Here is a 23,377-nt window from a genome sequence, read left to right as displayed (position 1 = left end):
ATCTTCGGGGCTGAGGATTCCGGCAGCAGAGTCACGGATGCGTCATTGCCGGTCACTAGCCTGGGGCCTCCTTCACCCTGCCCCAAAGGTCGCCCCGCATGGGAAGCCACCGCTCCGCCTCGCTGATCGCCCTCGCCGCCGTCGCCCTGGTCGCCGGCGGCCGCATGGTTACCGCCGCCGATCCGCAGCCCTTCCAGACCCTCGACGGCAAGCCGCCGCTGGTGGTCGGCCATCGCGGCCTGCCCGGCCTGATGCCGGAGGAGACCCAGCCCTCCTACGACATGGCGGCGGCGCTGGGCACCGACGCGCTGGAGGAGGACCTCCACCTGACTCGCGACTGCGTCCTGGTGGCGCGGCACAATCCCTGGCTGAGCGACAACACCAACATCGCCGAGGTGGCGAAGACCAACCCGGAGGTCGCGTCCCGCAAGCGCACCGTGCCGGGCGTGATGGTCAAGGTCGCCTGGGCCCAGACCCCGACCAGCGGCCCGTCGGAATACCTGACCGACCTGACCGATCCGAAGGATCCCAAATCGGTGCTGAAGTCGCTGATCGTCGACGGCGAGGACCACACCGGCGACTGGGCCATCACCGATTTCACCCTGGCCGAGCTGAAGCAATGGCTGGGCGGCACCACCTACGACGCCGCCAGCGAGCGGCCGAAGGAGTTCAACGGCAAGTTCCCGATCCTGAGCTTCCAGGAGATCATCGACATCGCCAAGGCCAAGAGCCAGGCGACCGGCCGGACCATCTCGGTCTATCCCGAGAGCAAGAACCCAACCTGGAACGACGAGCAGGCGATCGCCAATGGCTGCGGCGCGCCCGGCAGCCATCCGCTCGAGGATGCGATGATCAAGATCATCACGGACAACGGGCTGAACACCAAGGATGCGCCGATCTTCGTGCAGAGCTTCGAGCCGAGCAGCCTGACATACCTGCGCGCCCACGGGCTGAAGACCAAGGTGGTGCAGCTGATCGACGGCTACGACGTCGACTACAAGACCGGCGCCGTCGTCTACAACGAGGTGGTCGACAGCCGGCCCTATGACTGGACCGTGGCCGGCGACCCGCGCTGGTTCGACGCCATGCTGACCCCGGCCGGCTTGGCCGAGATCAAGACCTATGCCGACGGCATCGGCCCGTGGAAGCCGCAGATCGTGCCGCTGAAGATCACGCCCTGGAAGGACAAGAACGCGGACGGCACGGCCTTCACCGGGTCGACCACGCAGGCGACGACCCAGCCGCCGACCAGCCTGGTCGCCGATGCGCACAAGGCCGGGCTGTTCGTCCATGTCTTTACCTTCCGCAACGAAGGCAAGTACCTGGCGGCCGACTACCAGGGCGACCCGCAGGCCGAGTACCTGAAATTCTTCCGCCTCGGCGTCGACGGCGTGTTCACCGACTTCACCAATGCCGGGGTGGCAGCGCGCACGGCCTATCTGCACGAGCTGGGCCGCTGACAACAACGCGCCCTTGAGGGATCGTCATTGCGAGCGCAGCGAAGCAATCCAGGGGCTGTACGCACCGGCCCCTGGATTGCTTCGTCGGCTTCGCCTCCTCGCAATGACGGTTCAAGGACAGGCTGATCACAGCCTCGTCGACATGCGAATGAGCCTGGGGAGACAGCAGCGCAGCGCACCGGCTGCAGCGGCTGTCGCTCCTGGACAAAATTCCGGTCGAAGGCCGGCCTAGGCTGACACCTTGGACTGGTGCCGCCGGTCTGGAAGCGGACCCGCCGACTCCCACTTGTTCTGTCATGCTCGGGCTTGACCCGAGCATCCAGGGGCCGCAAGCACCGCGCTTGATGGCCCTGGATCACCGGGTCAAGCCCGGTGATGACAGAAAGGGGAAGGCAAGCCTCCAAGGCCGGTGGCATCAGAAGTCTTTGCCGCCGAGGTCCATCACATGTCCGCCGTCCTCTCGTCCGTCGCCGCGCTCCTGGCCGGGGTCGGGCTGATGCTGTGCGGCAACGGGCTGCAGGCGGTGCTGGTGGCGGTGCGGGCGACCGATGCCGGCTTCGGCACCGTGGTCACCGGCCTGCTCGGCTCCGGCTACTATGCCGGCTTCGTGCTGGGCTGCCTCTTGGGCCCGCATCTGGTCCGCCGCGCCGGCCATGTCCGCACCTTCGCGGCGGTGGCGGGGCTGGCCGCGGCAGTGGCCCTGTCGTTCCCGCAATATGTCCACCCGGCGCCCTGGATCGTGCTGCGCGGCGGCACCGGCTTCTGCTTCGCCGTGGTGTTCATGGTGATCGAGAGCTGGCTGAACGAGCAGGCGACCAGCCGCACCCGCGGCACCGTGCTGTCGCTCTACACCATCGTCACCCTGCTCGCGATCACGGTCGGCCAGATGCTGCTGGGGGTGGAGACCGGCAACCCGATGACCGCCTTCACCTGGATCGCGATCATGATCTGCCTGGCGGTGCTGCCGGTCGCGATGACCCGGGTGGCGGCGCCGCCGGTGCCGGAGGTGGTGCGGCTGCGTCTGGCCCGGCTGGTCGCGACCTCGCCGGTCGGGGCCGCCGCCTGCCTGGTGGTCGGCATCGGCAACGCCGCCTTCTGGTCGCTGGGGCCGGTCTTCGCCCAGGCGCGCGGCTTCGACGCCGCGACCGTGGCGCTGTTCATGAGCGCGGCCGTGCTGGGCGGTGCCGTCGGGCAATGGCCGCTGGGCCGGCTGTCCGACCGGGTCGACCGGCGCTGGACGATCGTGATCTCGGGCATCGGCACCGCGGCCGCCGGCTTGGCGCTGCTGGCGGTCGACTGGCTGCCGGGGGAGGCGGTGATCGGCCTGGCCTTCCTGTACGGCGCCTTCTCGCTGCCGCTGTACCCGCTGGCCCTGGCGCACACCTTCGACCAGGTCCGGGCCGGGGAGTTCGTCGAGACCTCGAGCGGCCTGCTGCTGATCTACGCCATCGGCGCCGTGGTCGGACCGGTGCCGGCCAGCCTGCTGATGGTGGAGCTGGGCAGCCCGACGCTGTTCGCCTTCGTCGGCACGGTGAACCTGGCGCTGGTCGCCTTCACCCTGTACCGGATGGGGCAGCGGGCCCGCGCCCCGGCCGAGTCACGGCCGGGCTTCGTGTCGGTGCAGCCGGCGACGCAGGGCGCCATCGGGCTCGACCCGCGGGCGCCGGAGACGCCCGCCGTCGAGACTGCCGAACGTTGATCAGGCGACGCTGGCGAGCCGGTTGGTGTTGGCGGCGCGCTGCAGCGAAGCGCGCACGGCGCCCTCCGGCAGCATCGCGGCGACGTCGTTGTCGCCCTGCACCAGCACCGTCTCGATCAGGTTGCGGGTGAGGCCGATGTCCTCGAGCTGCCGGTCGGTCAGCTCCATCAGCTCATGATAGGTCATGCTGCGGTCGATGCCGCCCCGGATCCGGAAGAAGCCGCGGATGAGGCTGGCGAGAAGCTGGTATCCCATGATCGTGTCCCGTGTTTCCGCTTCCTGCTGACGCAGGTTATTGCGTTGCAACATCCGCCGCGGCCCCGCCGTGACGGCATGGAGGAACGCTGCTTCCGGGAGACGTTTCCGAGATTGTCGTTGATGGAGGGATCGCCTGGACGGCGGCCTCAGATCGATAGAATGCGCGCTTTCTTGTGCGCTGCAATATCGAATTTGTGCATAGCAACATATCGCTGCACGCAGCCGCGCCGGGCTTGATCGAAGCCATGCCCGGCCGCTTCCCCCGCCCCGCACGATGCGCGATAAGGAGTCATCCCGCCCGGCGCGCCGATGCCCGGGCCGCCCCGTTCACGGACGCGCCGACCATGACCACCGATCTCGCCGACACCCTCGCCGCCGCGGCTGCCGACACCGGCGGCCGCTACGAGGCCGCCGGGCTGCAGGAGTTGCTGGAGGGCGTGGTCGCCGCGCCCGCGGCGCTGGACGAAAGCGAATGGATGGAGCTGGCGGTGCCGGGCGCGACCGAGGCCCAGGCCAAGCGGCTGCGCGCCGCCAGGGCCGCGGTCGCCGCCGCCCATCGGCCGGCCGGGCCGAAGCCGGCCGAGCGGCTGGCCGCGCTGCGCGGCACGCTGGCCCGGCTGGACCTCGACGCCTATGTCGTGCCGCATGCCGACGAGCATCAGGGCGAATACCTGCCGGCCCGGGCCGAGCGCCTGGCTTGGCTGACCGGCTTCACCGGCTCCGCCGGCACCGCCGTGGTGACGGCCGAGCGAGCGGCGATCTTCGTCGACGGCCGCTACACCATCCAGGTGGAGCAGCAGACCGACCCGGCGCAATGGGAGCGCCGGCACCTGCACCAGGAGCCGCATGAGGCCTGGCTGGCCGAGGCGCTGCCGAAGGGCGGCCGCGCCGGTTACGATCCCCGCCTGGCAACCGTCGCCTGGGTCGAGAAGGCGCGCAAGGCAGTGGAAGCCGTGGGCGGCTCGCTGGTCGCGGTCGAGGAAAACCCGATCGACACGCTGTGGACCGACCAGCCGCCGGCGCCGATCTCGCCCACCATCGTCCAGGCGCTGGATGTCGCCGGCAAGGATGCGCGGGAGAAGCGGGCCGAGATTGCCGAGGCGTTGCGGCGCGACCGGCTGGACGCAGTGGTGCTGAGCGCGCCGGAGAGCGTCGCCTGGCTGCTGAACCTGCGCGGCGCCGACGTGCCGCACACGCCGCTGCCGCTGTCCTTCGCCGTGCTGCATGCCGACGGGCTGGTCGACCTGTTCATCGACCGGCGCAAGCTGGTGCCGGGCGTCGATATCCATCTCGGCAACGAGGTGGCGATCCAGCCACCCAGCACGCTGGGCCAGGCGCTGGAAGGGCTGGGCCGCGCCGGCAAGGCGGTGCGGATCGACGCCGCCTCGGCCAGCGCCTGGGTGCAGGACCGGCTGACGGGCGCCAAGGTCGATGTCGGCGCCGACCCCTGCGCCCTGCCCCGCGCCCGCAAGAACGCGGTCGAGCTGGAGGGCACCCGCGAAGCCCATCGCCGCGACGCCGCCGCGGTCAGCCGTTTCCTGGCCTGGCTGTCGCGCGAGGCTCCCTCGGGCCAACTGGACGAGGCCTGCGCCGCCGCCAAGCTGCTGGAGTTCCGGGTCGCCACCGGGGCGCTGCGCGACCTCAGCTTCGACACCATTTCGGCCGCCGGCCCGAACGCCGCCCTGCCCCATTACCGCTTCAGCGCCGAGAGCAACCGGCGGATCGAGCCCGGCAATGTCTATCTGGTCGACAGCGGCGGACAGTACCGCGACGGCACCACCGACATCACCCGCACCGTCATCGTCGGCACCCCGACCGAGGAGATGCGGCGGACCTTCACTCTGGTGCTGAAGGGCCATATCGCGATCTCGACCGCGCGCTTCCCGAAGGGCACGACGGGCTCGCAAATCGACGCCTTCGCCCGCCGGCCGCTGTGGGAGCACGGGCTGGACTACGACCACGGCACCGGCCATGGCGTCGGCAGCTATCTCAGCGTGCATGAAGGGCCGGCGCGGATCGCCAAGACCCCGAACACGATCGCGCTGGAGCCCGGCATGATCCTGTCGAACGAGCCCGGCTACTACGCCGCCGGCCGCTACGGCATCCGCACCGAGACGCTGGTGGTGGTGCAGCCCTGCGCGGCGCTCAGCGACGACACCCGTACCTTCTACGAGTTCGAGACCATCACCTTCGCGCCCATCGATCTGGCCCTGGTCGAAGCGGCGCTGCTGACCCCAGATGAACGCGCCTGGCTGGACGCCTACCACGCCAAGGTGCGCTCGGTCGTCGAGCCGCAGCTCGAGGGCGAGGACCGCGCCTGGCTGGAGCAGGCGACAAGGGCGATTGGGTAGGACTGCCCTCACCCTTTTGTCATGCCCGGGCTTGACCCGGGCATCCAGAGGATATCGACAAAGACTGGATTGCCGGGTCAAGCCCGCGGCTGTCCGGCTAAGCTTTTCGGGTTGCAGATCTAGGCGAGAAGCTGAACTTTTATTGTCATTGCCGGGCTTGACCCGGCAATCCAGGGGCCACCGAGAGCTGCTTTGAAAGCCCCTGGATCCTCGGGTCAAGCCCGAGGATGACTATAAAATAGAATAAGAACCTAAGATAAACACGCTTCGGTTGCGGTCTTTCTCAACCGGACAGCCATGGGTCAAGCCCGGCAATGACAGATGAGGGGTGGGCGCCGGCAGCGCCGCCCCTATTCCAGCTCCACGCCGCGCGTTTCCGGCAGCATCAGCGTGGCGCCGATGTCGAGCACGTAGATCACCGCCAGTAGCCCGATCGCCAGGCTGAAGGAATACTGCGAGGCCAGGGCGCCGACCACCAGCGGGCCGAAGCCGCCGACGCCGCGACCGAGGTTGAACAGCACGCTCTGCGCCGTCGCCCGCGCCTCGGTCGGGTACAGCTCCGAGATCAGCGCGCCGTAGCCGCCGATCATGCCGTTCACGAACAGCCCCATCGCCGCGCCGCCCAGCAGCAGCGCCGCCGGTGAGCCGAGCTGGGCGTAGACCACGACCATGATCGCGGCGCCGATCTGGAACAGGATGAAGGTCGGGCGCCGGCCGATCCGGTCGGCGAGATGGCCGAAGGCGCCGATGCCGACGCACATGCCGAGGATGGTCACCACCGTCCACAGCGCCGATTTGGTCAGGGAATAGCCCATCGCCGTCGACAGATAGGTCGGCAGCCAGATCATCAGCCCGTAATAGCCGAAGTTCTGCACCGAGCAGAGGATGAAGACGGCGAAGCTGATCCGGGTGGTACGGGCGTCCTTGACCAGCAGCCGCAGGGCGTTGCCCTGGCGCGGCCGGGCGGCGCGGTCGAGGAACAGCGCCGGCTCGCCGATGGTGCGGCGGACGACGAAGGAGACGATGGCGGGCAGCAGGCCGATCGCGAACATGCCGCGCCAGCCGATCACCGGCAGCAGCAGCGGCGTGGCCAGGGCCGCGGCCAGCACCCCGGCCTGCCAGCCGAGCCCGACATAGGAGGAGGCACGCGCCCGGTAGCGGGCCGGCCAGGTCTCCGCCACCAGCGCCATGCCGATGCCGAACTCGCCGCCGAGGCCGAGCCCGGCGATGGTGCGGTAGGCCAGCAAATCCCAATAGCCCTGGGCCAGGGCGCACATGCCGGTGAAGACGGCGAAGAGCAGGATGGTCCAGGTCAGCACCCGCACCCGGCCGAGGCGGTCGCTGAGCATGCCGAACAGGATGCCGCCGGCCACCGCACCGATCAGCGTCGCCGTCACCAGCGACCCCGATTCGGCCGGAGTAAGACTGAGGCCGGCGGCCACCGCCGTCAGCATGAAGCCGAGGATCAGCAGGTCGAACCCGTCCATGGCATAACCGACCGCCGAGGCCACCAGCGCCCGCCTTGCCATGGCATCCGGCCGGTCCGCCGCCGCGCCGCTTGCCATCATCCCGATCTCTGTCGTCGCCATTGCATCCCCCGCCTGTTCCCGAACCGTCCGAGCATTGTTTCAGTTCGATTGCAAGCAAGACCGGTGCCAAGGATAGCGATCGCGCTAGACTGATCGCGGAATCGGAATGAGGACGGCGATGCTGGGCGAGACGCAGAAGGCGCTGTACGAGCGCGACGGTTATCTGGTGCTGGACGGCTTCAAGCCGATCGAGGAGATCCGCGCCGTCCGCGCCCGGGCCGAGGCGATCGTCGATGCCTTCGATCCCGGCGAGTCGGTGTCGATCTTCACCACCAAGGAGCAGGAGCGGAAATCGGACGAATACTTCCTGACCTCGGGCGACAAGGTGCGCTGCTTCTTCGAGGAGGAGGCGTTCGACGCCGACGGCCGGCTGTGCCAGGCCAAGGCGCTGTCGATCAACAAGATCGGCCATGCACTGCACGACCTGGACCCGGTGTTCGACCGCTTCTCACGCGACCCCAAGCTGGCCACGTTGGCCGCCGATCTCGGCTTGGCCGAGCCGCAGATCTGGCAGTCGATGTACATTTTCAAGCAGCCCGGTATCGGCGGCGAGGTGCGCTGGCACCAAGATGCCAGCTTCTTCGAGACCACGCCGCTCAGCGTCACCACCTTCTGGTTCGCGCTGGAGGATGCCGACCGGTCGAATGGCTGCCTGTGGGTCGAGCCCGGCGGGCACCGGGGCCCGCTGCGCGAGCGCTTCCTGCTGGAGGACGGCGCGACCCGGATGGAAAAGCTGGACGCCACGCCCTGGCCGACCGACGCCACCGCCGTGCCGGTCGAGGTCAAGGCCGGCGCCCTGGTCTGCTTCCACGGCCGGCTGCCGCATTACAGCGCCCCGAACCGGTCGCCGGTGTCGCGCCACGCCTACACGCTGCACGTCACCGACGCCCGCACCACCTATTCGCCGCGCAACTGGCTGCGCCGCGGGCCGGAGCTGCCGGTGCGTGGTTTCGCCTGAGGCCACAAGGCTTGCATCCCGCCGCGGGTTGACTCCATCCTGCCCATAACAGGTTCCCCAGGAACCGACCGCAGGATGGGAGGAAGCCATGGTCAAGGCAGTGCTGACCGGGACGGACGACCAGGGCGGCGCCGTGTCGATCCCRAAGGGCGACATCGTCTTCATCCGCGAATCCTATCGCTCGGGTGAGATCCCCGGCCGCACCAAGATCGATTTCGGCACTGCCGCCGCCGATGAGCAGGAGGCCTATCTGGTCGACTCGCTGACGACGGTGCTGAAGAAGCTCGGCAACGGCGTCGTGGTCGCCCGGCTGACCACCCCGTCGGGCACGCCGGTGCATGTGGTCGCCGCGCGGGTCGAGGGCGTGCGGGCGCCACAGAGCTGGCATCACCCGAGGGCGCGCACGGTGCTGCTGGCCCGCGGCCGCGAGATCCAGGTGCGCGAGGAGCGCGACCTGGTGCTGCGGCGGGTCAACGCCGCGCGGCCGGAACGGGCGAAGCCGGTCGCCTAGACGCCGCAACAGAAACGGGCCGGCTCTCGCCGGCCCGTCTCGTTGGGCACGCAGCCCGGATCAGTGCATGTTGCGCGACCAGGTGTCGACCTGCCGCTCGGCCTCTTCCTTGGCGATGCCGTAGCGTTCCTGGACCCGGCCGACCAACTGGTCGCGCTGGCCGGCGAGCACGTCGAGGTCGTCGTCGGTCAGCTTGCCCCACTGCACCTTGGCCTTGCCCTTCAGCTGCTTCCACTGGCCTGAAATCTGGTCCCAGTTCATCGCGATCTCCTGTCGTGAGGTGGTCAGGCCCGGATCAAAGCGAGTCCGCTCTCCGGGTCGAGCGCCTTGCGCAGATGGGCCGGGGATTCGGTGACGATCAGCTCCAGCGTCGGCCGCACCCGGGCCTCGGCCAGATGGCCGGCCAGGGCCGTGCCGTCGCGGCGGCCCAGCACCAGATGCAGATGCAGCGCCGGCTTGCCGTCGGGTGACACCGCGACGTCGCCGAGCAGCGACGCCACCTCGACCTGCTCCTTGACCGGGATCGGCAGGTACTCCTTCCGCTCCCAGTCGAAATAGCGCAGCTCGGCGTCGCTGAAGGCGCCGATGCCGGTGATCTGAGCCGCCGTCAGCCGCTCCGCCTCGGCGAAGCGCTGCAGGTTCTCCATCACCGCCTCCCCGGTCTCGAGGATGACGGCGAAGACCCTCTGGCCGTCGGCCGCGTGCAGCTGCTTGGCGATCATCCATTGCTCCCGTGACGCTCAACAGGGCAACGGGGCGGCAGGGACGGACGTTCCGCTCGGGCTACAGGTCGACGCGGCGGATCCGGGCGCCGCAGCGGCGCAGGCGCTCGACCAGGTTGTCGTAGCCGCGGTCGACATGCTCGACCCCATGCAGCGTGCTGGTACCCCGGGCGCCCAGCGCCGCGATCAGCAGGCCGGCGCCGGCGCGGATGTCTGTCGCCGTGACCTCCGCGCCATGCAGCGCCGGCACGCCGCGGATCACGGCGTGGTTGCGCACCACGCGGATGTTGGCGCCCATGCGCTGCAGCTCCGGCACGTGGCGGAAGCGGTTCTCGAACAGGGTCTCGGTGACCATCGCCGCCCCCTCGGCGCAGGACAGCAGCGCCATGGCCTGGGGCTGCAGGTCGGTGGCGAAGCCGGGATAGGGCTGGGTCATGATGTCGACGCCGACAAGCCCGCCGGCGCCGCGGCGGGCGGAGATGACGCCATCAGCCGATTCGATCTCGATCCCCGCATCCTCGAACACCGGCAGCGCGGCGCTCAGCAGCTCGGTCGAGGCCCCGGCCAGCCGCAGCTCGCCATCCGTGGCCGCGGCGGCGCAGATCAGGGTGCCGAGCTCGATCCGGTCCGGCAGCACGTCATAGGTGGCTGCGTGCAGCCGGTCGACGCCGGTGATGTGCAGCGTGTCGGTGCCGATGCCGCCGATGCGGGCGCCCATCGCCGCGAGGCAGCGGGCGAGGTCGGTGACCTCCGGCTCCCGCGCCGCGTTGGTGATGCTGGTCTCGCCTTTCGCCAGCGTCGCCGCCAACATCAGGTTCTGGGTGGCGCCGACCGAGGGGAAGGGCAGCACGATGGCGGCGCCGCGCAGGCCGCTTGGCGCGCTCAGCACCACCTCGCCGCCTTCGATCTCGGCGGTCGCCCCCATCTGGCGGAAGCCGGCGAGGTGGAAATCGACCGGTCGCAGGCCGATGGCGTCGCCGCCCGGCAGCGGCAGGGCGATCCGGCCCAGCCGGGCCAGCGCCGCGCCGGCGATCAGGAAGGAGGCGCGCATGCGGGCGACCAGGGCCGAATCGACCCGGCCGGTGCCGAAGCCGGCGCCGCCCAGGGCGCCGGACAGGGCCGGGCTGCTCTCGTCCCACGACACCTCGACGCCGAGCTCGGCCAGGATGCCGGCCAGGATGGCGACGTCGAGGATGCGCGGCAGGTTGCGCAGGGTCAGCCGGTCATCGGTCAGGGCGGCGCAGACCATCAGCGGCAGCGCCGCATTCTTGGCGCCGGCGACGGCGATCTCGCCCCGGAGGGGCACGCCGCCGTCGATCTCCAGCCGGCCGGCCGCCGACGCGGTCCACCACGGCGCCGCCCGGCGGAACGACACGACATTTGCACGCGACATGGGCACTCCGTGGTCAGGGGGCGGCAACAAGGCGGCATAGCACGATCAACATGCACAGGAAGTCACTTTTGAATGACTGGGCAACTGCACTCGGACGTTCATTTGCGCACCTCGAATTCCCTGCGGCATCCATGATGGGTAGCCCTTGCAATGCGACGGCGCGACGCCCATACGAGGGAAACTCCATTTCACACGCGGATAGATACCGTGGCTTTTGAGATTCGGAAGATCTCGGATGTTGGCACCAGCCATCCGGTGGTGGCCCGTCTCGGTCCACAAACAGCCGAACTGGTACAGTGGATCGACCTGACCAAGGCAAACCGAGAGGCGCTTGTCGAACTCTATACCCGTACGCTTTCACCAAGACTTTTGCGCTGCCACGAAAATCGGGAAGAATTAGTCAATAAAATTGTGAATAGCGCCGAACGAATCCAAGAACAGAAAGATTCTAGGGTCCGTGAAATTCCCCACGTCATCGGCCTAGATGGAATCGTCGAGAGTTTTCTCTATGAAGCCAAAAACTACCTGCGCGACCTACTTGGCTTGTTTCAAATTGTGTACGGCTGTGAACTAAAGGATGCTAGTGCGTTCACGGATCTAAAAGGAGTAGGCGACAGCAACCTCGTAAAGTGGGCGGCTGCCACCCTTGGAGCAAACCACCACCTCACGGAGCTTCTCAAAACAGAACAAGGCTGGACCGCCAAATTAATTCGGATGAGGAACGCGCTTGAGCATCCTGGCGGGCTCTCTGGTACGATGACAATCGAAAATATCGTCGCTCTCCCGGACGGCTATGTCCCTCCGACCTGGAGCCGGACCGGTGAACCAAAAAGTGACGTTGTTGGGGATATGGATGCTGCTCTCGACAATATGCTGACTCTTGCCGAAGATTTGTTGATCCACGCAACGAAAGATAAGTCGATCTTCAAAGATATCGCCTTCTATGAGATCCCAATCGAAAGGCGTAACCTACACTGCCCAATCCGGTTCTCAGTCGGCCCATCTCCTGAGTTTCAGGCGAAGATTGGCATGTCTTCGCCACAATCGGGAGCCTAGCACTCTCGCGCGATATCACAACACGGTGAGGTCGCCCCCGAGCGCATATCCGGTTGCGAGCGCGTGCGCCCAGTCGGGACGGCCGTTCTCCGCCGCCCGGCGGACCGCGCGGTCGTGGTCGTAGGGAATGGCGATCAGCTCGGCCGCGACCTTGTCGCCGTCCAGCTCCAGCATCGCGTAGCGGGCGGCGGGCGATCCCGATTCGGAGACATGGGCCGGCGGCGTCGGGTCGTCATAGGCCGGGGCGCCGATGCTGCCGGGGTTGAGGATCCAGCGCCCGTCCGACAGGCGCAGCAGCCAGGGCAGGTGGCTGTGGCCGCACAGGATGACCGGGCCGGAGACGCCGGTCAGCCGCTGGGCGATGGCGTCGGTCGGAGCCCGCACCAGCCGGCCGGCCTCGATATCCTCCAGCAGATAGGCGTTGTCGTCGTCCGGCCTTGCATGGAAGGCGGTGATGCCGCCCGGCAGCTCCAGCTTCATCGGCAGGGCGCCGAGCCAGGCGCGGCCGGCGGCGTCGAGCGCGTGGCGGGCATAGCCGTCGGAGGTGCTCGGCGGCTCGTCCCGGTCCTCCCAGACCCAGCGGTCATGGTTGCCGCGCACGGTCGGCCAGTCCTTGGACATCAGCAGGTCCAGCGTCTCGCGCGGCCACAGCGGGCCGGAGACGCAGTCGCCGAGATGGACGATGCCATCGGCGCCGCGGCGGTCGAGATCGGCCAGCACGGCTTCGAGGGCCGGGAGGTTGCCGTGGATGTCGGCGAGGACGGCGAGGCGCATACGGGACCTGCGGCGGGGGGCGGGACGGCCACGATGCCGCCCCGCCGCACCGAGGGGAAGGCTATTCCGCCAGCGCCTGCTCGCGCTTGCGCGTGATCGCCGGCACCAGCATCGCCAGCAGCAGGATCGCCACGACGGCCAGCAGCACCGCGCTGATCGGATGGGTCAGGAACACGGTGAAGTCGCCATCGGACAGCAGCATGGCGCGGCGGAAGTTCTCCTCCAGCTGCGGCCCCAGCACCAGGCCCAGCAGCAGCGGCGCCGGCTCGGCCTTCACCTTGACGAAGAAGTAGCCGACCAGCGCGAAGCCCAGCATCAGCCAGACATTGAACATGCTGTTGGCGATGCCGTAGGTGCCGATGCAGCAGAACAGCACGATCGCCGGGAACATCAGCCGGTAGGGGATCTTCAGCATCGAGATCCAGATCCCGATCAGCGGCAGGTTGATGACCAGCAGCATCAGGTTGCCGACCCACATGCTGGCGACCACGCCCCAGACCAGCTGCGGCTGCTCGGTCATGATCTGCGGCCCGGGCTGGATGCCGTGCATCATCAGCGCCCCGATCATCAGCGCCATCAGGGCGTTGGACGGGATGCCGAGCGTCAGCAGCGGGATGAAGCTGGTCTGCGCCCCGGCATTGTTCGCGGCCTCCGGCCCGGCCACGCCCTCGATCGCGCCCTTGCCGAAACGGCTGGGATCGCGGGCCAGCTTCTTCTCCACGGCATAGGCGGTGAAGGGCGGCAGCGCCGCCCCGCCCCCGGGCAGCACGCCGAGGAAGGAGCCGATCGCCGTGCCGCGCACCATCGCCGGGAAGGCCTGGCGCAGATCGGCCCAGCGGGGCATCAGGTCGCGCACCCTGCTGCTGACCAGCTGGCGCGGCTGCGGCCGGTCGAGATTGGCCATGATCTCGCCGAGGCCGAACAGGCCCATGGCGATCGGCACGAAGTCGAGCCCGTCGCCCAGCTCCGGAATGCCGAAGGTCAGGCGCGAGGCGCCGGAGGAGACGTCGATGCCGACGATGCCGAGCAGCAGCCCGACCACCACCATGGCCAGCGCCTTGGCCACCGAGCCATGCGCCAGGATCACCGCCGCGATCAGGCCGAGCACCAGCAGGCTGAAATACTCGACCGCGGTGAATTGCAGCGCCAGCGCGGCGAGCGGCAGGGCCAGCAGGGCGATCACCACCGTCGCCACCGTGCCGGCGAAGAAGGAGGAGATGGCGGCGATGGCCAGCGCCAGTCCGGCCTTGCCCTGGCGCGCCATCTGATGGCCGTCGAGGCAGGTGACGACCGACGAGGTCTCTCCCGGCACATTGACCAGGATCGCCGTGGTCGAGCCGCCATATTGCGCGCCGTAGAAGATGCCGGCGAGCATGATGAAGGCGGAGGCCGGGTCGAGCCCGAAGGTGAAGGGCAGCAAGAGGGCCACCGTCGGGATCGGCCCGATGCCGGGCAGCACGCCGATCGCCGTGCCGATCAGCACGCCGAACAGGCAGTACAGCAGGTTCTGCCACTGCAGCGCCGTGGTCAGGCCGAGCAGCAGGTTGTCGAACAGGTCCATGGCGTCCCTGGAATACGGCCTAGAAGCGAGGCCAGACCGGCACCGGCAGGTCCAGCAGCAGCACGAACAGGATCACCGCGGCAGCGCTGAGCCCGACGGCGAAGACGACGGTCTCGCGCAGCCGCGTCTCCCGGCTGGCGAGGCCGGCGACGACCACCGTGGCGAAGCCGGCGACCGCCAGCCCGGCCTTGGCGGCGAGCAGGGCGAAGATTGCGACGGCGGCGAGGACGCCGAGGATCGGCCGCAGCTTCGGCGCCTCGATCCCCTCGCCGCCGATCGCCAGGCTGCGCAGGGCGAAGACCAGGCCGAAGCCGGCGGCGCCGATCGCCAGCACCCGCGGCATGAAGCCGGCCCCCATATCGGCCGGGCTGCCGAAGCTGAGCTTGCGCGTGGCGACCAGGACGACGGCCGCCACCACGCAGAGGAAGAGGCCGAACAGCAGGTCCGGCCAGTTGATGCGCGTCACCCCGTCACTCGCCCTTGATGCCGGCGTCGGCAATCACCTTGCCCCAGGCCTCGGTGTTGGTGGCGAGCCAGGAGCCGAGATCCGCCGGCGGCCCGGCGACGACCCGGCCGCCCTGCTGGGCGATCCGCTCCGCCACCTCCGGCTTCTTCAGGATCTCGCCGAGCGCCTGGTTCAGCTTGTCGACCAAAGCGGGCGGCGAGCCGGCGGTGGTCAGCAGCCCCTGCCAGGACCCGACATCGGCGGCGGGCAGCTTGGCCTCGGTGAAGGTCGGGATGTCCGGCGCGCTGGCGATCCGGTCCGTGCCGGTCACCGCGATGCCGCGAAGCTGGCCGTTGGCGACGAAGGGCAGGGTCGCGGTGGCGCCGTTGATGATGACCTTGCTCTCGCCCGACACCACCGCCTGGGTGGCCGCCGAGCCGCCGCGATAGGGCACCGTTTTCCACTGGATGCCGAGATCCTTGGCCATGGCGACCGCGGTGATGTGGTTGACGCCGCCGATGCCGGAATTGGCCACCGCCAGCTTGCCCGGATTGGCCTTGGCGTAATCGACCAGCTCGGCCGCCGTGTTGACCGGCAGGTCCTTGTTCACCGCCAGCACATAGGGCACGAACATGATCATCCCGACCGGCGCCAGATCCTTCAGCGGGTCGTAGGACAGGTCGCTGAACAGCCCCGGCGCGGTGGCGATCGAGCCGACATCCGCCAGCAGCAGCGTGTGCCCGTCCGGGTCGGCCTTGGCCACCGCGTCGGCGCCGATATTGCCGGCGGCGCCCGGCTTGTTCTCGACCACCACGGTCTGGCCGATGGCCTCGGAGAGCTGCGGCGCGATGATGCGCGCCAGCGTGTCGGAGGTGCCACCCGGCGCGTAGGGAACGACGATGCGGACGGTGCGTTCGAAATTCTGCGCGGAGGCCGAGCCGGCAGCCCCGAGGATGGCAAGGCCGGCGGCGAGCGCGAGCGCGCGGCGTCTGGTGATCATGGTTGGTCCTCCCCCTGATGAATCGTCTCGGTTCCGACCGTCTTCCGGCGGGCTTATCCGGACGGTACGGAGGACACCGATCCGACTCCAGGTCCAAGACGGCATCGATCGATGCATGGCGAGCATCGATCGAGATTATCGTCCTGGCGCGATGTCCCTTGCCCGGCCGGCCGGGCTCACGTCTGATGGGCCGCAAATACAGGGAGAGACGCGATGAATATCCTGGACGAGACCTTCCTGTCCCCTGCCCTGGACCCCGGGCTGGCCTGGACCAACCCGCCACAGGACTGGTCGATCGGGCCGGAGGGCCTGCGGCTGCGCACCGCCGCCGGAACCGATTTCTGGCAGGGCACGCATTACGGTTTCCGGGTCGACAACGGCCATGTGCTGGCGCTGCCGGTCGCCGGCGACTTCGTGATGGAGACGGTCGTGCGCGGCAGCCCCGTGCATCAGTACGACCAGGCCGGGCTGATCGTACGGCAGTCGCCGGACAGCTGGATCAAGACCTCTGTCGAGTTCGAGACAGCGGCGCACAGCCGCCTCGGCGCCGTGGTCACCAATGCCGGCTGGTCCGACTGGTCGACCCAGGACGTGCCGACCCGGCCGGGCGGCGCCACCGGCTTCCGCATCCGCCGCACCGGCGCCGACTACATCGTCGAGGCGGCGCCGGAGGGCGACGACCGCTGGGTGCAGCTGCGCATCGCCCGGCTGCACGCCGATGACGGCGCCGGCCCGATCCTGGCCGGCCTCTACGCCTGCAGCCCGAAGGATGCAGGCTACGAGGCGCAGTTCGGCCATCTGCGGATCACGAGGCCCTGATATCGGCTCATACTGGCGAGCACGTAATCTGCTCTATCCTTCTCCTACTAAAGAACCGTCATTGCGAGGAGGCGAAGCCGACGAAGCAATCCATGTCTCCGCTCTTGCGGCCCTGGATTGCTTCCCCCGGCTCAAGGCCGGGATCGCAATGACGATCTTTCGTGGGCTCGCCTGCATCAGAACTTGTTTTGTGGCTAAATGCCGTTAGCCCGCGTCCGGGGAGTTTTAGGTGGCGCGCAATACAACGATTCCGCTCGACGATCACGTCGCCGACATCATCGATGCGCAGGTGCAGGGCGGGCGGTACCGCTCGGCCAGCGACGTTGTCCGCGCCGGGCTGCGCCTGCTGGAAGTCCATGAAGCCAAAGTGAAGGCGTTGCAGGATGCGCTGGTCGCAGGCGAAAGATCAGGCAAACCGCAGGCCTTTGATAGCGAGGTGTTTGTGGCTCGGATGCGGGTCAAGCATGCGAGGTAAACCCTATACCAGTGGTCTTTGAGATCGACTCTTCGATCCCTCCTCTGTCATGGCGAGGAGCGTAGCGACGTGGCCATCCAGTAGGTCGGTACCGCTGGATGGCCACGCCCCTTCGGGGCTTGCCATGACGAGTTAATATTTCGGTCCGCTGGTATCACCTGCCAAGCGCCACAAGCTGAGCCGCTACGTGATCGAGGTGTGTCCCGACGTGACCGGCGCGAAGCCACCCGCATAGGGCTTCGGCCGTGGCGGGGCGTAGCCGCCGGTCTTGGCGGTGCGCAGGCCGAGCCGCGCCAAGCTTTCGACCAGCGTGACCGCGGCGGCGACGCCGTCGACCACCGGCACGCCGTGCCGGGCCGACAGCCGCGCGGCGAGATCGGCCATGCCGGCGCAGCCGAGCACGATCGCCTCGGCCCGGTCGGCCTCGAGCGCCGTCGMGATCTCTGCCGAGATCCGCTCTTCGGCATCCGAGCCAGGGCGCTCCAGCTCCAGCACCGGGATCTCCGCCGCCCGGACCCGGGCGCACCGGGCGGCCAGGCCATATCGCTGCAGGTTCGCCTCGATTATCGGGATCGACCGCGCCAGCGTCGTCACCACCGAGAACCGGCCGGCCAGTAGCGAGGCGACATGGAAGCCGGCCTCGCCGATGCCGACCACCGGGGCCGTCGCGAGGCTGCGCGCGGCATCCAGCCCGGTGTCGTCGAAGCAGGCGATCACGTGGCCGGCGACGCCGCGCGCCTCGCCGCGGGCGATCTCCTGCAGCAGGCCGGGGACGGCCAAGGCGCCGTCGACCCAGCCCTCGATCGAGGCCGGGCCCGTCTCCGGATTCACCGCGGTGACACGGGTGCCCGGCGCCGCGGCGGCCGCGGCGGCGGCGCCGATCTTGGCGGTCATGCCGGCCGTGGTGTTCGGGTTGACGACGAGGATCTCCATGGGTCAGGCCGTTCGAGGCACGGCGGTTCCCCTTGCTGTCATTGCCGGGCTTGACCCGGCAATCCAGGGGCCACCGAGAGCGGCTCTTGCCGCCCTGGATGCCCGGGTCAAGCCCGGGCATGACAGAAAAAGGGAAACCCTCACCACTCCATCCATCCTCACACCAGCCCCTTGCCGGCGTCGGTGCCGTGGCGGGTGCGGCGGCGGCGCAGCAGCGCCATCAGGCCGAGCGCGGTCAGCACCACCGCCAGCGATACCGCCGTGGTCACCGTGCCGAGGGCATAGATCTCCGGCGTCGTCACCGTGGTGGTCAGGCCCTGCAACTCCAGCGGCAGGGTGTTCTGCTCGCCGATCGCCTGCGACGACCGGGCGATCTCGTCCCAGGACAAAGTGAAGCCGAACAGGCCGACGCCGACCACGCTGGCGCCGATGATCGGCAGCACCACATGGCGGAAGCTCTGCCAGGCGGAGGCGCCGAGGTCGCGCGCGGCCTCCTCGTAGCGGCGGTCGAAGCGGTTGAACACCGCGAACATGATCAGCAGGCCGAAGGGCATGGTCCAGGTCAGATGCGCGCCGAGGCCGGAGCGGAACAGGCCCATCGTCGTGGTGAACTCGTCATTGACCCAGGCGATGTCCCAGCTTTCGCCCAGGCTCTTGATCGCCTCGTCCAGCAGGCGGAACTCCAGCGCGATGCCGAGCGAGACCACGATCGACGGCATGATCAGGCTGGCGATGGCGGTGTAGAACAGCGCCGACTGGCCCGGAAAGCGCCGGCGGAAGGCCAGGCCCGCCGACACCGAGAAGGCCATGGTCAGCACCATGACCACGAGGCCGAGCTTGAGCGAGCGCCAGAAGGCGGCGCCGATGTCGACCACGCCCATCCCGGCCCACAGCTTCTCGAACCAGAAGGTCGAGACGCCGTTCATCGGGAAGGTCAGCCCGCCCTGCGGCCCCTGGAAGGACAGCACGAAGATGGTCAGCGTCGGGCCATAGAGGAACAGCACGAACAGCGCGAACACCGCGGCCAGGACGTAGAAGGAGAGCGGACGGCCCTCGCGCATCACAGCTCCTTCCGGATGTCGACCAGCCGGGTCAGGACGACGATGATCATGATCACCACGGCCAGCAGGATCACGGCGTTGGCCGCGGCGGCAGGGAACTGCAGGTAGCTGAGCTGGACCTGGATCACCTTGCCGACCGAGGCGATCTGCTGCCCGCCCATGACGCCGACGGTGACGAAGTCGCCCATCACGATGGTGACGACGAAGATCGAGCCGATGACGATGCCCGGCTTGCACAGCGGCACGATCACGTTCCACAGGATCTGCCAGCCGCTGGCGCCGGCGTCGGTCGCGGCCTCGATCAGCGACCGGTCGATGCGCAGCATCGAGTTCAGGATCGGCACGATCATGAACACGGTGAACAGGTGCACGAAGGCCAGCACCACCGAGAATTCGGAATAGAGCAGCCCGTCGATCGGCCGGTCGATCACGCCGAGGCCGAGCAGCCCCTGGTTGACCAGCCCGTTGCGGCCGAGCAGCGGGATCCAGGAGATCATCCGGATCACGTTGGAGGTCCAGAACGGAATGGTGCAGAGCAGGCACAGCACGATCTGCATCGCCGTGGTCCGCACATGGAACACCAGGAAATAGGCGATGGTGAAGCCGAGGCCGAGGGTGATGGCCCACACCATCGCGCCGATCTTCAGGGTCGAAAGATAGGTCTTGAAGGTGGTGCACAGCTCCGGCAGCGACGTCAGGCAGCCGTCGAACGCCTCGACATAGTTGCGCAACGTGAAGTCCGGCACGATCGAGTATTCGGTGTAGTCCCAGAAGCTGACCACCACCGTGACCGCCAGCGGCAGCACGAAGAACAGCAGGAACACCAGCATCATCGGCGCCGCCTGCAGGAATGCCGTGAAGCGGCCGGAGGATTCTGCCCGGGGCGCCGCGGCGGTGCGGATGGGTGCGTCTTCCGCGGAGATGGCCGTCATGGTCGACATCTTTCAGCGGCGCAGATCGGGTTCGCGCGCGGCAAACCCGACCTGCGCGGATGATCATGCTAAGCGGCGATAAAGGCGTTCCACTTGCGGACCATGTAGTCGTTCTCGTCCATCACCGCATTCCAGCAGGCGACGCCGCCCATGCGCGCGTCATAGGAGCCGCCGTCGCGCACCGCGCCGGCCTTCTCCATCACCGTGCCGTCCGGCGCCTTGATGTCCTGGGCGGCCGGCTTGCCTTCCATCCAATAGGCCCATTCATAGGGCTCCATATTGGCCTTGGCCGTCTCTAGCACCGCCGAGTAGTAGCCCTGGCGGTTGAGATAGGCGCCGGCCCAGCCGGACAGGAACCAGTTGACGAACTCGTAAGCGGCGTCGAGCTTCTTGTCTTTCAGCGTCTTCGGCAGGCCGAAGCCCGAGGCCCAGGCGCGGTAGCCTTCCTTCAGCGGCTGGAAGGTGCAGGCGATGCCCATGGAGCGGACCTTGGTCACGGCCGGCGACCACATCGACTGGATCACCGTCTCGCCCGACGCCATCAGGTTCACGCTCTCATTGAAATCCTGCCAGAAGGCGCGGAACTGGCCGGCCTGCTTGGCCTCGGTCAGCACCTTCATGGTCAGGTCGATCTCCTCCTTGGTCATGTTGCCCTTGTCGGCATAGGTGTGGAGGCCGGCCGATTCCACCACCATCGCCGCGTCCATGATGCCGATCGACGGGATGTTCAGGATCGAGGCCTTGCCCTTGAATTCGGGGTTCAAAAGCTCCTTCCAGCTCTCGATCGGCCGGCCGATCAAATCGGGCCGGATGCCGAGCGTGTCGGCGTTGTAGGTGGTCGGGATCAGGGTGATCCACTCGGTCGGCTCGGTGGCGAAGGTCTTGCCGTTCTTCTCGGGCAGGTAGAACACCTTCTTCGGCGCGGTGCCCTGGTCGCCGATCTTCTTGCCGTTCAGCTCGCCCTTGGTGAAGACGGTCGAGATCTGGTCGACATATTTGATCCGCTTGGCGTCCATGCCCTGCAGATTGCCGGAGGGCAGCAGCTTCTTCAGCGAGAAGTATTCGCTGTCGACGAGATCGAAGGAGTTCGGCTGGGTAACGATGCGCTTGGTCACCTCGTCGGTGGTCACCGGCACGTATTCGATGATGATGCCGAGATCCTCCTTCGCCTTCTTGGCGATGTCGGCACTCTGGTTCACCGCGGTGCCGAGATAACGCAGCGTCACCGGCTCGGCCGCGATGATCGCCGGGAATCCGGTGATGGCGCGGCTGCCGACCAGCGCGCCGGCCGTGGCCGCGGTGGTCTTCAGCAGGGTGCGGCGGGAGAAGCCGCGCTTGGTGTCTTTGGGTTCCGCCATGGTGTGAGCCTCCTTAGGGTTGGGGGCGATGGTCGCCGCGCCCCGCGGCATCGGTGTGGAGAGGGTGGATGTCCTGGTCGGCCCAGGCGACGGCGACGCGGTCGCCCGGCGCCACCGGGTCGGCGAAGAAGGCGGCCTCGGGCAGCCAGGCCAGCATGTCCGGCGCCAGCTCGCAGGCGAAGGCGACGTGGACGGTGGCGCCCTGGTATTCGACCCCCTGCACCACCGCCTCGACTTGCCCGGGCGGCACGCCGGCGCCGTTGACCTTGCTCAGCCGCAGCCGGTCGGCGCGCAACGTCGCCAGGCGGCCGCCGAGGGTCACGACATTGTGGCCGCCGATGAAGCGGGCGACGAATTCGGTGGCCGGCCGGGTGAACAGATCCCGCGGCGGGCCGGCCTGCTCGATCCGCCCGCCCTTCATCACCACCGCCAGGTCGGCCAGCGCCATCGCCTCCTCCTGGCTGTGGGTGACGTGGATGAAGCTGATGCCGAGCTCCAGCTGCAGCCGCTTCAGCTCGGCCCGCATCTTGATGCGGAGGAAGGGGTCGAGGGCCGAGAGCGGTTCGTCCAGCAGCAGGATCTGCGGCTGGGTGATCAAGGCCCGCGCCAGGGCCACGCGCTGCTGCTGCCCCCCCGACAGCTGCGCCGGCAAGCGCTCGCCATAGGCCTCCATCGCCACCAGGGCCAGCAGCTCCGCCGCCTTGGCCCGGCGCTCGGCCTTCGCCACGCCGCGCATCTTCAGGCTGAAGGCGACGTTGTCGGCGACCGAGAGATGCGGGAACAGGGCGTAGGACTGGAACATCATGGCCGTGCCGCGCTTGGCCGGCGGCCGGTCGGTGACGTTGGCGACGCCGAGGATGATGTCGCCGTCCGACGCCGCCTCATGCCCCGCGACCATGCGCAGGGTCGAGGTCTTGCCGCAGCCGGAGGGGCCCAGCAGGCAGCAATAGGTGCCGGCCGGGATCCTCAGGTCGATGCCGTCCACGGCGACGGTGCCGCCGTAGCGCTTGGTCACCTTCACCAGTTCGAGATCTGCGCCGCGCATGCCGCTCTCCCTTTCGGAAAGACGGAGGAGCAAGCGCCGTGCCAAGCGCCTGATGCCGCGACTCCCGCCGCGTGGAGGCGCATCACGGATCGGCAGCCGCCTACGCTTTGGGCACTCGCATACAGCCAGCCCGAAGATTGTGCACAATCCAGACTGGACAAGAATACAATCTTGAGCCCTGCCGATCCGCATGGGATGGTGAGCCGGACGAGTCGCGGCCGCGCCGCGCCGGAGCGGAAGCATGGACACGATCGAGACCGTCGGCACGCTGGCCGGAACCCGCGACATCCCCGACCGCGGCGCGCGGTCGGCGGCAATCTACCGCTCGATCCTGGATGCGATCGTCGAGCACCGGCTGCCGCCACGCACCAAGCTGTCGGAAGACGAGATCGGCACCGCCTTCGGCGTCAGCCGGACCATCGTCCGCTCCGCCCTGCAGGCGCTGGCGCATCAGCATATGGTGGTGATCGAGAAGAACCGCGGCGCCTTCGTCGCGGCACCCACGGTGGAGGAGGCGCGCGAGGTGTTCGAGGCGCGGCGCACGCTGGAGGCGGCGATCGCCCGCCGCGCCGCCGAGCGGACCGTGCCGTCCGACATCGAGCGGCTGCAGCGGCACCTGGCCGAGGAGGCGGAGGCGCTGCGCCGGGCCGATCGGCCGCGTGCCATACAGCTGTCCGGCCTGTTCCACCTCGGCATCGCCGAGATCGCCCGGCAGCGTGTGATGGAGCGGTTCCTGCGCGAGCTGGTGTCGCGCGCCTCGCTGGTCATCGCCCTGTACGGCCGCAGCGGCGCCTCGGCCTGCGGCAACACCGAGCATGAAGCGATCCTGCACGCCCTGGCGCGGCGCGACGCCGACCGCGCCGGTGCCGCCATGCTGGCCCATCTGACCCATATCGAGCAGGACCTCGACCTGGCCCCGGCCGAAGCCGGGCCGGTCGACCTGGCCACGGTGCTCAGGCCGCGCTGAGGAGAGGCGA

General features: G+C 68.5%; 23 protein-coding genes. 9 read left to right on the top strand and 14 right to left on the bottom strand.

Features of this window, described 5'->3' with window-relative positions:
- Positions 1–98: 98 nt before the first annotated feature.
- Together AB4Z01_RS23490 and AB4Z01_RS23485 are read left to right on the top strand one after the other, a co-directional pair.
- The gene (locus AB4Z01_RS23490; RefSeq protein ID WP_441698102.1) at positions 99–1,460 is read left to right on the top strand and encodes a glycerophosphodiester phosphodiesterase family protein; all 1,362 of its coding nucleotides are present in this window, start codon (positions 99–101) and stop codon (positions 1,458–1,460) included.
- A 445-nt stretch (positions 1,461–1,905) separates the two neighbouring features.
- On the top strand, positions 1,906–3,159 hold the full coding sequence (locus AB4Z01_RS23485) for an MFS transporter (protein ID WP_441698100.1): 1,254 nt from the start codon (positions 1,906–1,908) through the stop codon (positions 3,157–3,159).
- Here the strand turns inward: AB4Z01_RS23485 and AB4Z01_RS23480 are convergent, their stop codons facing one another.
- Positions 3,160–3,414, bottom strand: a complete 255-nt coding sequence (locus AB4Z01_RS23480) for a DUF1127 domain-containing protein (RefSeq protein ID WP_429227086.1) — start codon at positions 3,412–3,414, stop codon at positions 3,160–3,162.
- A 347-nt stretch (positions 3,415–3,761) separates the two neighbouring features.
- Here AB4Z01_RS23480 and AB4Z01_RS23475 point away from each other — a divergent pair, with 347 nt between their 5' ends.
- On the top strand, positions 3,762–5,768 hold the full coding sequence (locus AB4Z01_RS23475; RefSeq protein WP_441698098.1) for an aminopeptidase P family protein: 2,007 nt from the start codon (positions 3,762–3,764) through the stop codon (positions 5,766–5,768).
- Positions 5,769–6,118: 350 nt separating this feature from the next.
- On the opposite strand, the gene AB4Z01_RS23470 is transcribed toward AB4Z01_RS23475, so the two are convergent.
- Positions 6,119–7,336, bottom strand: coding sequence for an MFS transporter (locus tag AB4Z01_RS23470; RefSeq protein WP_441698096.1), 1,218 nt, complete (start codon positions 7,334–7,336; stop codon positions 6,119–6,121).
- A 139-nt stretch (positions 7,337–7,475) separates the two neighbouring features.
- On the opposite strand from AB4Z01_RS23470, the gene AB4Z01_RS23465 reads away from it, so the two are divergent.
- Positions 7,476–8,315 (top strand): phytanoyl-CoA dioxygenase family protein, encoded by an 840-nt coding sequence (locus AB4Z01_RS23465; RefSeq protein ID WP_441698094.1) that lies wholly within the window; start codon positions 7,476–7,478, stop codon positions 8,313–8,315.
- 88 nt (positions 8,316–8,403) lie between these two features.
- The gene (locus AB4Z01_RS23460) at positions 8,404–8,826 is read left to right on the top strand and encodes a hypothetical protein (protein ID WP_441698092.1); all 423 of its coding nucleotides are present in this window, start codon (positions 8,404–8,406) and stop codon (positions 8,824–8,826) included.
- 60 nt (positions 8,827–8,886) lie between these two features.
- On the opposite strand, the gene AB4Z01_RS23455 is transcribed toward AB4Z01_RS23460, so the two are convergent.
- From AB4Z01_RS23455 to murA, 3 genes are all read right to left on the bottom strand, one after another.
- Positions 8,887–9,087 carry a CsbD family protein gene (locus AB4Z01_RS23455; RefSeq protein ID WP_441698091.1) on the bottom strand — a complete coding sequence of 67 codons (201 nt, stop codon included), beginning with the start codon at positions 9,085–9,087 and terminating at the stop codon, positions 8,887–8,889.
- Positions 9,088–9,110: 23 nt separating this feature from the next.
- Positions 9,111–9,548 (bottom strand): PPC domain-containing DNA-binding protein, encoded by a 438-nt coding sequence (locus AB4Z01_RS23450; protein ID WP_441698089.1) that lies wholly within the window; start codon positions 9,546–9,548, stop codon positions 9,111–9,113.
- 61 nt (positions 9,549–9,609) lie between these two features.
- Positions 9,610–10,941, bottom strand: coding sequence for a UDP-N-acetylglucosamine 1-carboxyvinyltransferase (gene murA, locus AB4Z01_RS23445; protein WP_441698087.1), 1,332 nt, complete (start codon positions 10,939–10,941; stop codon positions 9,610–9,612).
- Positions 10,942–11,148: 207 nt separating this feature from the next.
- Between murA and AB4Z01_RS23440 the strand changes: the two genes are divergently transcribed.
- Positions 11,149–11,997, top strand: coding sequence for a hypothetical protein (locus AB4Z01_RS23440; protein ID WP_441698085.1), 849 nt, complete (start codon positions 11,149–11,151; stop codon positions 11,995–11,997).
- Between the two features lie 15 nt (positions 11,998–12,012).
- Here the strand turns inward: AB4Z01_RS23440 and AB4Z01_RS23435 are convergent, their stop codons facing one another.
- The 4 genes from AB4Z01_RS23435 to AB4Z01_RS23420 all read right to left on the bottom strand — a co-directional run bounded on the left by AB4Z01_RS23435 (position 12,013) and on the right by AB4Z01_RS23420 (position 15,777).
- The gene (locus tag AB4Z01_RS23435; protein ID WP_441698083.1) at positions 12,013–12,771 is read right to left on the bottom strand and encodes a metallophosphoesterase family protein; all 759 of its coding nucleotides are present in this window, start codon (positions 12,769–12,771) and stop codon (positions 12,013–12,015) included.
- A 61-nt stretch (positions 12,772–12,832) separates the two neighbouring features.
- On the bottom strand, positions 12,833–14,332 hold the full coding sequence (locus tag AB4Z01_RS23430; protein ID WP_441698081.1) for a tripartite tricarboxylate transporter permease: 1,500 nt from the start codon (positions 14,330–14,332) through the stop codon (positions 12,833–12,835).
- Positions 14,333–14,351: 19 nt separating this feature from the next.
- Complete coding sequence (locus AB4Z01_RS23425) at positions 14,352–14,798, bottom strand: tripartite tricarboxylate transporter TctB family protein (protein ID WP_441698079.1); 447 nt, start codon at positions 14,796–14,798, stop codon at positions 14,352–14,354.
- 4 nt (positions 14,799–14,802) lie between these two features.
- Positions 14,803–15,777 (bottom strand): Bug family tripartite tricarboxylate transporter substrate binding protein, encoded by a 975-nt coding sequence (locus AB4Z01_RS23420; RefSeq protein WP_441698077.1) that lies wholly within the window; start codon positions 15,775–15,777, stop codon positions 14,803–14,805.
- A gap of 213 nt (positions 15,778–15,990) precedes the next feature.
- On the opposite strand from AB4Z01_RS23420, the gene AB4Z01_RS23415 reads away from it, so the two are divergent.
- Complete coding sequence (locus tag AB4Z01_RS23415; RefSeq protein WP_441698075.1) at positions 15,991–16,596, top strand: DUF1349 domain-containing protein; 606 nt, start codon at positions 15,991–15,993, stop codon at positions 16,594–16,596.
- Between the two features lie 229 nt (positions 16,597–16,825).
- On the top strand, positions 16,826–17,071 hold the full coding sequence (locus AB4Z01_RS23410) for a type II toxin-antitoxin system ParD family antitoxin (protein ID WP_441698073.1): 246 nt from the start codon (positions 16,826–16,828) through the stop codon (positions 17,069–17,071).
- A gap of 183 nt (positions 17,072–17,254) precedes the next feature.
- On the opposite strand, the gene AB4Z01_RS23405 is transcribed toward AB4Z01_RS23410, so the two are convergent.
- The 5 genes from AB4Z01_RS23405 to AB4Z01_RS23385 all read right to left on the bottom strand — a co-directional run bounded on the left by AB4Z01_RS23405 (position 17,255) and on the right by AB4Z01_RS23385 (position 22,400).
- Positions 17,255–18,004: an aspartate/glutamate racemase family protein gene (locus AB4Z01_RS23405; protein ID WP_441698071.1), complete on the bottom strand. Its 750-nt coding sequence runs from the start codon at positions 18,002–18,004 to the stop codon at positions 17,255–17,257.
- A 158-nt stretch (positions 18,005–18,162) separates the two neighbouring features.
- A complete protein-coding gene (locus AB4Z01_RS23400; protein WP_441698069.1) occupies positions 18,163–19,065 on the bottom strand; it encodes an ABC transporter permease in 903 nt (300 codons plus the stop codon).
- Positions 19,065–19,997 (bottom strand): ABC transporter permease, encoded by a 933-nt coding sequence (locus AB4Z01_RS23395; RefSeq protein ID WP_441698067.1) that lies wholly within the window; start codon positions 19,995–19,997, stop codon positions 19,065–19,067. Before AB4Z01_RS23395 ends, AB4Z01_RS23400 begins: the two co-directional genes overlap by 1 nt.
- A 68-nt stretch (positions 19,998–20,065) precedes the next feature.
- Complete coding sequence (locus AB4Z01_RS23390) at positions 20,066–21,355, bottom strand: ABC transporter substrate-binding protein (RefSeq protein ID WP_441698065.1); 1,290 nt, start codon at positions 21,353–21,355, stop codon at positions 20,066–20,068.
- A gap of 13 nt (positions 21,356–21,368) precedes the next feature.
- On the bottom strand, positions 21,369–22,400 hold the full coding sequence (locus tag AB4Z01_RS23385) for an ABC transporter ATP-binding protein (RefSeq protein ID WP_441698063.1): 1,032 nt from the start codon (positions 22,398–22,400) through the stop codon (positions 21,369–21,371).
- A 241-nt stretch (positions 22,401–22,641) separates the two neighbouring features.
- Between AB4Z01_RS23385 and AB4Z01_RS23380 the strand changes: the two genes are divergently transcribed.
- A complete protein-coding gene (locus tag AB4Z01_RS23380; RefSeq protein WP_441698061.1) occupies positions 22,642–23,367 on the top strand; it encodes a GntR family transcriptional regulator in 726 nt (241 codons plus the stop codon).
- Positions 23,368–23,377 lie beyond the last annotated feature (10 nt).

The sequence above is a fragment of the Inquilinus sp. YAF38 genome (assembly GCF_052113205.1).
Taxonomy (GTDB): domain Bacteria; phylum Pseudomonadota; class Alphaproteobacteria; order DSM-16000; family Inquilinaceae; genus Inquilinus.
Note: the sequence above shows the minus strand (reverse complement) of the source record. Positions and strands in the feature narration are given on the sequence as shown.

Coding starts and splice junctions, on each gene's coding strand:
- AB4Z01_RS23485 (WP_441698100.1), top strand. CDS start 1,906: ATGTCCGCCGTCCTCTCGTCCGTCGCCGCGCTCCTGGCCGGGGTCGGG.
- AB4Z01_RS23475 (WP_441698098.1), top strand. CDS start 3,762: ATGACCACCGATCTCGCCGACACCCTCGCCGCCGCGGCTGCCGACACC.
- AB4Z01_RS23490 (WP_441698102.1), top strand. CDS start 99: ATGGGAAGCCACCGCTCCGCCTCGCTGATCGCCCTCGCCGCCGTCGCC.
- AB4Z01_RS23470 (WP_441698096.1), bottom strand. CDS start 7,336: ATGATGGCAAGCGGCGCGGCGGCGGACCGGCCGGATGCCATGGCAAGG.
- AB4Z01_RS23420 (WP_441698077.1), bottom strand. CDS start 15,777: ATGATCACCAGACGCCGCGCGCTCGCGCTCGCCGCCGGCCTTGCCATC.
- AB4Z01_RS23385 (WP_441698063.1), bottom strand. CDS start 22,400: ATGCGCGGCGCAGATCTCGAACTGGTGAAGGTGACCAAGCGCTACGGC.
- murA (WP_441698087.1), bottom strand. CDS start 10,941: ATGTCGCGTGCAAATGTCGTGTCGTTCCGCCGGGCGGCGCCGTGGTGG.
- AB4Z01_RS23430 (WP_441698081.1), bottom strand. CDS start 14,332: ATGGACCTGTTCGACAACCTGCTGCTCGGCCTGACCACGGCGCTGCAG.
- AB4Z01_RS23395 (WP_441698067.1), bottom strand. CDS start 19,997: ATGACGGCCATCTCCGCGGAAGACGCACCCATCCGCACCGCCGCGGCG.
- AB4Z01_RS23435 (WP_441698083.1), bottom strand. CDS start 12,771: ATGCGCCTCGCCGTCCTCGCCGACATCCACGGCAACCTCCCGGCCCTC.
- AB4Z01_RS23465 (WP_441698094.1), top strand. CDS start 7,476: ATGCTGGGCGAGACGCAGAAGGCGCTGTACGAGCGCGACGGTTATCTG.
- AB4Z01_RS23390 (WP_441698065.1), bottom strand. CDS start 21,355: ATGGCGGAACCCAAAGACACCAAGCGCGGCTTCTCCCGCCGCACCCTG.
- AB4Z01_RS23480 (WP_429227086.1), bottom strand. CDS start 3,414: ATGGGATACCAGCTTCTCGCCAGCCTCATCCGCGGCTTCTTCCGGATC.
- AB4Z01_RS23415 (WP_441698075.1), top strand. CDS start 15,991: ATGAATATCCTGGACGAGACCTTCCTGTCCCCTGCCCTGGACCCCGGG.
- AB4Z01_RS23380 (WP_441698061.1), top strand. CDS start 22,642: ATGGACACGATCGAGACCGTCGGCACGCTGGCCGGAACCCGCGACATC.
- AB4Z01_RS23450 (WP_441698089.1), bottom strand. CDS start 9,548: ATGATCGCCAAGCAGCTGCACGCGGCCGACGGCCAGAGGGTCTTCGCC.
- AB4Z01_RS23455 (WP_441698091.1), bottom strand. CDS start 9,087: ATGAACTGGGACCAGATTTCAGGCCAGTGGAAGCAGCTGAAGGGCAAG.
- AB4Z01_RS23400 (WP_441698069.1), bottom strand. CDS start 19,065: ATGCGCGAGGGCCGTCCGCTCTCCTTCTACGTCCTGGCCGCGGTGTTC.